At 63.1% G+C, this 6923-nt stretch carries 5 protein-coding genes, 2 pseudogenes and 1 riboswitch; of the genes and pseudogenes, 4 read left to right on the top strand and 3 right to left on the bottom strand.

Going from position 1 to position 6923, the window contains the following annotated elements; genetic code table 11:
• Positions 1-224, top strand: a pseudogene (locus tag EOA23_RS09935) (IS110 family transposase); the annotation flags it as partial.
• 517 nt (positions 225-741) lie between these two features.
• On the opposite strand, the pseudogene EOA23_RS09930 reads toward EOA23_RS09935, so the two are convergent.
• The 3 genes and pseudogenes from EOA23_RS09930 to EOA23_RS09915 all read right to left on the bottom strand — a co-directional run.
• Positions 742-1629: pseudogene (locus EOA23_RS09930) on the bottom strand (prephenate/arogenate dehydrogenase family protein); the annotation flags it as partial.
• A 5-nt stretch (positions 1630-1634) separates the two neighbouring features.
• Positions 1635-2738, bottom strand: a complete 1104-nt coding sequence (hisC, locus tag EOA23_RS09925; RefSeq protein WP_127303787.1) for a histidinol-phosphate transaminase — start codon at positions 2736-2738, stop codon at positions 1635-1637.
• Between the two features lie 621 nt (positions 2739-3359).
• Positions 3360-3614: a hypothetical protein gene (locus tag EOA23_RS09915; protein ID WP_127303786.1), complete on the bottom strand. Its 255-nt coding sequence runs from the start codon at positions 3612-3614 to the stop codon at positions 3360-3362.
• A 152-nt stretch (positions 3615-3766) separates the two neighbouring features.
• Positions 3767-3844: riboswitch (SAM riboswitch) on the top strand.
• 96 nt (positions 3845-3940) lie between these two features.
• Here EOA23_RS09915 and EOA23_RS09910 point away from each other — a divergent pair.
• The 3 genes from EOA23_RS09910 (at position 3941) to EOA23_RS09900 (ending at position 6910) form a co-directional block, all read left to right on the top strand.
• Positions 3941-5110, top strand: coding sequence for a homoserine O-acetyltransferase (locus EOA23_RS09910; protein WP_126064185.1), 1170 nt, complete (start codon positions 3941-3943; stop codon positions 5108-5110).
• Complete coding sequence (metW, locus tag EOA23_RS09905; RefSeq protein WP_042643794.1) at positions 5107-5721, top strand: methionine biosynthesis protein MetW; 615 nt, start codon at positions 5107-5109, stop codon at positions 5719-5721. Before EOA23_RS09910 ends, metW begins: the two co-directional genes overlap by 4 nt.
• A 259-nt stretch (positions 5722-5980) precedes the next feature.
• Positions 5981-6910: a glycosyltransferase family A protein gene (locus EOA23_RS09900; protein WP_127303785.1), complete on the top strand. Its 930-nt coding sequence runs from the start codon at positions 5981-5983 to the stop codon at positions 6908-6910.
• The last annotated feature ends 13 nt before the right edge of the window (positions 6911-6923 follow it).

Genomic DNA, 6923 nt, shown 5'->3' with positions numbered 1-6923 from the left:
TACGGCATGTCAATCGCATCAAGGGCCTGCTGTTCAGCCAAGGCGTGTCCGGCTACGAGCCGCTGCGCCGCGACCGGCGCAAGCGGCTCGAGGCGCTCAAGACCGGCGACGGCCGTCCGCTGCCTATCCATCTGAAGCTGCAGATTGGCCGCGAACTCGATCAGCTGGAGCTGCTGATCGAACAGATCAAGGCGGTCGAGGCCGCGCGCGATGTCATGCTCGCTGCCGCGCCGGTCGGCTCTGCGCATCTCGCTGAGCAGCCGGCACCGGCGATGCTGCTCGCCCTGAAAGGCATCGGGCCCCACCATTTTTCACTTCCTCGGTCGATCGTTGCGGAATCCATGGTCTGAGCCCGATTGCATGACGCGACTCGTTTATCCAAGCCAGATCCAATTTATATACGGTCGCTGTTCGAAGCAGCGGCCACCCGGCTAACTTATAGGCGCGGACAAAACGGGGAGCAGGTCATCCAGCAACCACGCGGATGCGCGGCTTCGGGATAGTGGATATCGGCCAGATCGCGCATGCAGTGGGCAAAGTCGTCGGCCGCACGCCGCTCGGTGACTTTCACTTTGCGCCAGGAGCGGTGCGTGTCGCCGCGATGCTCGGCGATGATGTCGAGTTCGCGGGCGAGATGATCGCCCTTGCCGCTGACGGCTGGGCGTGGCAGGAGCTATCCCGGCGCCGGCTACTCCTCCGGGAGACGCTTCGGACGCTTCGCAGAATGGCGAGCGAAGTTGTCTCGATATCCTGGCCGGCCTCGATGATCGAGCGGCGGATGGCGCGGGTGCGGGTGAAGAGATCGAACAGCTTTTCGCCGTCGCCCCAGCGGATCGCCCGCTGCAGCGAGGCCAGATCCTCCGAGAACCGCGCCAGCATCTCCAGGATCGCGTCTTTGTTGTGCAGGCAAACATCCCGCCACATGGTCGGGTCGGAGGCGGCAAGGCGGGTGAAATCGCGAAAACCGGAGGCGGAATATTTGATGACTTCGCTCTTGGTCACCGCTTCCAGGTCGTCTGCCGTGCCGACGATGTTGTAGGCGATGATATGCGGCAGATGTGAAACGATCGCGAGCGTCATGTCGTGATGCTGCGGGTCCATCGTGTCGATGTTGGAGCCACAGCGCCGCCAGAACTCCGAAAGCGTCTCGAGCGCGGCGGGATCGGTGCCCGGCAGCGGCGTGAAGATGCACCAGCGGTTCTCGAAGAGATCGGCAAAGCCCGCATCGGGTCCGGACTTTTCCGTGCCGGCCAGCGGATGTCCGGGAATGAAGTGTACGCCTTCCGGCACGTGCGGCTCGATCTGCGCGATGACGGAAGCCTTGGTCGAGCCGACATCGGTGAGGATGGCGCCCTTCTTCAGCGCCGGCGCGATCTCGGCCGCGACCTCGCCGGACGAGCCGACCGGGACCGAGACGATGATGAGATCGGCGTCGCGCACCGCTTCTTTTGCCTCCGTCGTGTAGGAATCGCCAAGGCCGAGCTCCTCGGCGCGCTTCAGCGTCGATGCGCTGCGCGTCGCGATGGCGATATGACGCGCCAGCTCTTCACGGCGGATGACGCGGGCGAGCGATGAGCCGATCAGGCCGATGCCGACCAGCGCTATTTTCTCGAACATCGGTGATGCCATGGTGTCTAGCTTTTCAGGAAGGTCTTCAGCGCGTCAATGACGCCGCGGTTGGCTTCCTCGGTGCCGACGCTCATGCGCAGCGCGTTGGGGAAACCGTAGCCGGTGACGCGGCGCAGGATATAGCCGCGCGCGCTCAGGTAATCGTCCGCGGCCGCCGCCGAATGTTTCTTGTCGTCGGGAAAATGGATCAGCACGAAATTGCCGACGCTGGGCGTGACGCGCAGGCCGAGCCCGATGAACTCCGCGCTGAGCCATCCCAGCCATTTCTCGTTATGCGTCACGCTGCGCTCGATATGGGCGCGGTCGCGGATCGAGGCGATGCCGGCCTCTATCGCGGTGGCGTTGACGTTGAAGGGACCGCGAATACGGTTGATGGCATCGACGATATGCGCCGGCCCGTACATCCAGCCCACGCGCGCGCCGCCGAGGCCGAGCTTGGAGAAGGTGCGCGTCATCACCACGTTCTCGGCGCTGCCGGCAAGCTCGATGCCGGCTTCATAGTCGTTGCGCCGCACATATTCGGCATAGGCCGCGTCGAGCACCAGAAGCACATTCTTGGGCAGGCCGGCATGCAGCCGCCGCACCTCGCTGAACGGCAGGTAGGTGCCGGTCGGGTTGTTCGGATTGGCAAGGAACACGATACGCGTCTTGGGCGTGACCGCGGCGAGGATCGCGTCGACATCGGCGCGCTCGTCGGTTTCCTTCACCGCCACCGGCTTGGCGCCCGCCGCCTGGATGTAGATCTTGTAGACCATGAAGGCGTGTTCGGTGAACACGGCCTCGTCGCCCGGCGCGACATAGGTCTGCGCCAGAAGTCCCAGGATCTCGTCCGAGCCGTTGGAGCAGATGATGTTCGCAGGGTTCAGCCCATGCACCTCGCCTATCGCCTCGCGCAGCCGCCGCGCCGTGCCGTCGGGATAGACGTCGAGCTTCGCCGCCACCTCGCGCGCGGCCTCGATCGCCTTCGGCGAGGGCCCCAGCGGATTTTCGTTCGACGACAGCTTGTAGACTTTCGTCACGCCGGCCGGCGCGGTGCTTTTTCCCGGCACATAGGCCTCGATGTCCATGATGCCCGCGCGGGGCGTCGGACGGGGCTGATCCTGCTTCATGTCACAAATCCGTCGAGAGGGCCTTTGAAGGCCGCAGCGGAAATACAAGCCGTGACCGGCAATGTCGAGAGGCCTACTGCATATCGCCGCGAAGTGTGCCGCGGTTTCCGGAACAACGACACGCATTAAAACAAGGGCTTGAAGCACGTGGCCCGGATCTGTTTCTACACCGCGCTTCAGCCGGGCTCGGCGTTAAACGTCGCGGCTGACAACCCGCGTCTTGCGCGTCTGCTGAAGCTGCAAAATCCCTCGGCGCAGTTGCTCGAACAAAGCCGGCGGCAGCATTCCATAGGCGTAACTGCCGTCGGAACGCGGTCGAACATCGTAGCCGGGCCAAAGGAACCGGTTCAATTCATCAAGGCGCAGCCAATGCCGGCCGCCGTCGAGGTCAAGGGCCCGGCACACTGTCGGCGGAATCTCAATCGACGCGGAATTGTCCGGTGGCGGGCTATGGGTAATCGGTGCGACTATGGTGTGGATGTGACCGTCCGCATCGCGTGGCGTAGCGACAACGATCGCGCAGGGGCGATCCTTCGCGCCTTCGATACCGCCCCGGTCATGTTCGGTACTCCAAAGAAAACTATAGCGAATGACAAGACCTGGGCCTTGGAACCGGCAGCGTCACTTCGGTTCCACGCCATATTCGGCAGCTTCGATGGAGGCGATCGTGTCCTCATCGAGATCGCCCACGGTCAGGATTTCGCGCTCCCGGCGCTTCAGTAGTTCGTAGTGCGCGAACTCTGCGGCAGACAGATACGCTCCAACAATCCGGCCATGACTGGTCACGTTGATGACCTTCTTAGCGATGGCTTCGTCCTGATATTTCGCAAAATTTCGGGCGAAATCGCTCGCCGGAACCGCGGTATTGCGTGGCATACCTGCCTCCATCCGATAAAAAAGCCGGTGAAATGATTGAAACAGATCGAACCGATATCATCCACGCAATATGCGTAATTTACATAAATTACGCAAGACGAGATCACCGGAATGCCGCCGTTGACGTTCGCATAACGCAGACGTAGAAGAGCCAAGAACCTCGTGGTGATTTGGCCGGTCGGCTTGCAGCCACGTTAAACAACTCGCTAAAGGGCCGTTTGCAACCTGTAACCGGCTTTGCGACGGCAAGCCGGTTTTTTGTTGTCCGCCGCCGGCCGGACACCGCGTCGTGTCGAGGCAGATGCGGGACAGGATCGAGGACGGACATGGCCGCTCAGCGCGCTGCAAGAACCAACGATGAGGCCGACCATCCGTCGAGCCCAGTGCTGCAGTTCGGCCCCGACAAGCCGCTGAAGCTCGACGCCGGCACGCTGCTCTCGCCTTTCCAGATCGCCTACCAGACCTACGGCAGCTTGAACGACGCGCGCTCCAACGCCATTCTCGTCTGCCATGCCCTGACTGGCGACCAGCACGTCGCCAACACCAATCCGGTGACCGGCAAGCCGGGCTGGTGGGAAGTGCTGATCGGTCCCGGCAGGATCATCGACACCAACCGCTTTTTCGTCATCTGCGCAAACGTCATCGGCGGCTGCCTCGGCTCGACCGGCCCGGCCTCGACCAATCCGGCGACCGGCAAGCCTTACGGCCTCGACCTGCCCATCATCACGATACGCGACATGGTGCGCGCGCAGGCGATGCTGGTCGATCATTTCGGCATCGAAAAGCTGTTTTGCGTGCTCGGCGGCTCGATGGGAGGCATGCAGGTGCTGGAATGGGCGGCGAGCTATCCGGAGCGGGTCTTCTCGGCGCTGCCGATCGCCACCGGCGCCCGCCATTCCTCGCAGAACATCGCCTTCCACGAGGTCGGCCGGCAGGCGGTTATGGCCGATCCGGACTGGCATGGCGGCAAATATCTCGAGTTCGGCAAGCGCCCGGAAAAGGGGCTCGCCGTCGCGCGCATGGCCGCCCACATCACCTATCTTTCGGAAGCGGCGCTCCACCGCAAGTTCGGCCGCAACCTGCAGGACCGCGAGGCGCTCACCTTCGGCTTCGACGCCGATTTCCAGATCGAAAGCTATCTGCGCCACCAGGGCATGACCTTCGTCGACCGCTTCGACGCCAATTCCTATCTCTATCTGACCCGCGCGATGGACTATTTCGACCTTGCCGCCGATCACGGCGGGCGCCTCGCCGATGCCTTCGCCGGCACCAGGACGCGCTTCTGCCTGGTTTCCTTCACCAGCGACTGGCTGTTCCCGACCGAAGAGAGCCGCTCGATCGTGCATGCCTTGAACGCGGCGGGCGCTTCCGTCTCCTTCGTCGAGATCGAGACCGACCGCGGCCACGACGCTTTCCTGCTCGACGAGCCGGAGCTGTTCGCGGCCATCAACGGCTTCATCGGTTCGGCAGCACGCGCAAGGGGGCTCAGCCTATGAGCGTCAACCGCGCCCAGCGTGTCGACCTCGAAGTCGTCACCGATCTCATTCCGGCCAAGTCACGCGTGCTCGACGTCGGCTCGGGCGACGGCGTCCTCTTGGAACTATTGCAGGAGACCAAGCAGGTCGATGGCCGCGGGCTGGAACTGTCGCAGCGCGGCGTCAATGAATGCGTGGCGCGCGGGCTCTCCGTCATCCAGGGCGACGCCGACACGGATCTGAAATTCTATGCCGACAAGGGCTTCGACTTCGTCGTACTGTCGCAGACGCTGCAGGCGACGCGCAACCCGAAGGTGGTGCTTGATGAGCTGCTTCGGATCGGCAACCGCGCCATCGTCTCCTTCCCCAATTTCGGCCATTGGCGCGTGCGCTTCTCGCTGCTGATCAAGGGCAGGATGCCGGTCACCAAGGACCTGCCCTACTCCTGGTACGACACGCCCAATATCCACTTTTGCACCATCCGCGACTTCGTCAACCTGTGCGAAGAGCTCGGCGCGACCGTCGAGAAGGCGACCGCACTCGACGCCAACGGCCAGAAGATCGGCCTGTCGATGCCGTGGTGGTTCTGGAACTTCTTCGGCCAGCAAGCGGTGTTTCTGCTCAGGCGCTGACGCCGCGCGATCGGTTCCATGAGCGCATGATTCTCACCGCCGGCTCTGCCGGCGGACGGCCTCCGCGGGCCGGAAGGCCGATTGTGTTGCCATCAAACCGCAACGTTGCGGAAAAAGCCCCATTTCGCATTTCTAGGCCGGCTCGGCGTGACACACAGGTGGCTTTTTTGTAGCGTCGACCGCAAATCACAGGTGGGATAAGAACATAGCCATCAAACCCATCCGACACGCGCCAGATCCGACCGGCAGTGACAGCCTGATGTCGAACCAGGACGTTCCGCTGATCTCAGTGATCACGCCGACCCACAACCGGCGCAGTCAGGTCGTACGTGCGGTGAAAAGCGTTCTGGCGCAGACACTTACCCGCTTCGAGCACATCGTGGTCGACGACGGTTCGACCGACGGGACGGCCGCCGCGCTGGCCGAGATCCGCGACCCGAGGCTGATCTATGTCGGCGCCAAATGGCGCGGCGCCAATGCCGCCCGCAACGCGGGCATCGAGCGCGCGCGGGCGCCCGTGGTGACCTTCCTCGATTCGGACGACGTTTATCTGCCGGACCGGCTGGCGCGGACGCTGGCGCGCTTCGACCAGAATCCCTCGCTTGAAGTCCTGATCAGCTCGTTCCTGTCGCTGAAGGGCAGCCGCAGCACCAAATGCATCAACCGCGAAACCTTTCTTGATAAAAGCGCGTTGCAGCGCGCCCTTGTCTCGCAGACTATTTTCATCGCCGGCTCGGCAATCACCGCCAGGCACGAATCGCTGCTGGCGATCGGCGGCTATGACAGCGACATCACGCGCATGCAGGATCTCGACCTTCTGCTGCGCTTTGCCCGCCGCGGCGGCGCCCAGCTGTCCGAAGACATCGACTGGAAGAAGTACAATTCGGAGAACTCGATCTCCCGCCGGCGCGACGGCTATGTCGCGGCCTATGCCAACCTGATCGACAAGCATCCCTATATCGCCGACCGCTATCCCGATGTCCCGCCCTTTATGATCGCTCGCCAGATCATCGCCGACACATTGAAGGGCCGGCTGCAGGAGGCCTTTTCCGGCTATCTCGCCAATCGTTCGTCCAAGGCGCTCGGCTATTCGCTGCCGAAGCTCCTGCGCGGCTATGTCGTCGGCCGGCGCTGGCGCCGCGATTGCTATGACGAGTTCCGCGCCAAATACGGCGCCCGGGCGGTCTGACGCGGCTGCAAGA

The organism is Mesorhizobium sp. M2A.F.Ca.ET.042.01.1.1 (assembly GCF_003997405.1).
GTDB lineage: Bacteria > Pseudomonadota > Alphaproteobacteria > Rhizobiales > Rhizobiaceae > Mesorhizobium.
This window is presented reverse-complemented; position numbering and strand designations above follow the sequence as displayed.

What these genes read in the sequence shown, in the direction of transcription:
- hisC (WP_127303787.1), bottom strand. Translation starts at nt 2,738, where the DNA reads ATGAAGCAGGATCAGCCCCGTCCGACGCCCCGCGCGGGCATCATGGAC.
- EOA23_RS09915 (WP_127303786.1), bottom strand. Translation starts at nt 3,614, where the DNA reads ATGCCACGCAATACCGCGGTTCCGGCGAGCGATTTCGCCCGAAATTTT.
- EOA23_RS09910 (WP_126064185.1), top strand. Translation starts at nt 3,941, where the DNA reads ATGGCCGCTCAGCGCGCTGCAAGAACCAACGATGAGGCCGACCATCCG.
- metW (WP_042643794.1), top strand. Translation starts at nt 5,107, where the DNA reads ATGAGCGTCAACCGCGCCCAGCGTGTCGACCTCGAAGTCGTCACCGAT.
- EOA23_RS09900 (WP_127303785.1), top strand. Translation starts at nt 5,981, where the DNA reads ATGTCGAACCAGGACGTTCCGCTGATCTCAGTGATCACGCCGACCCAC.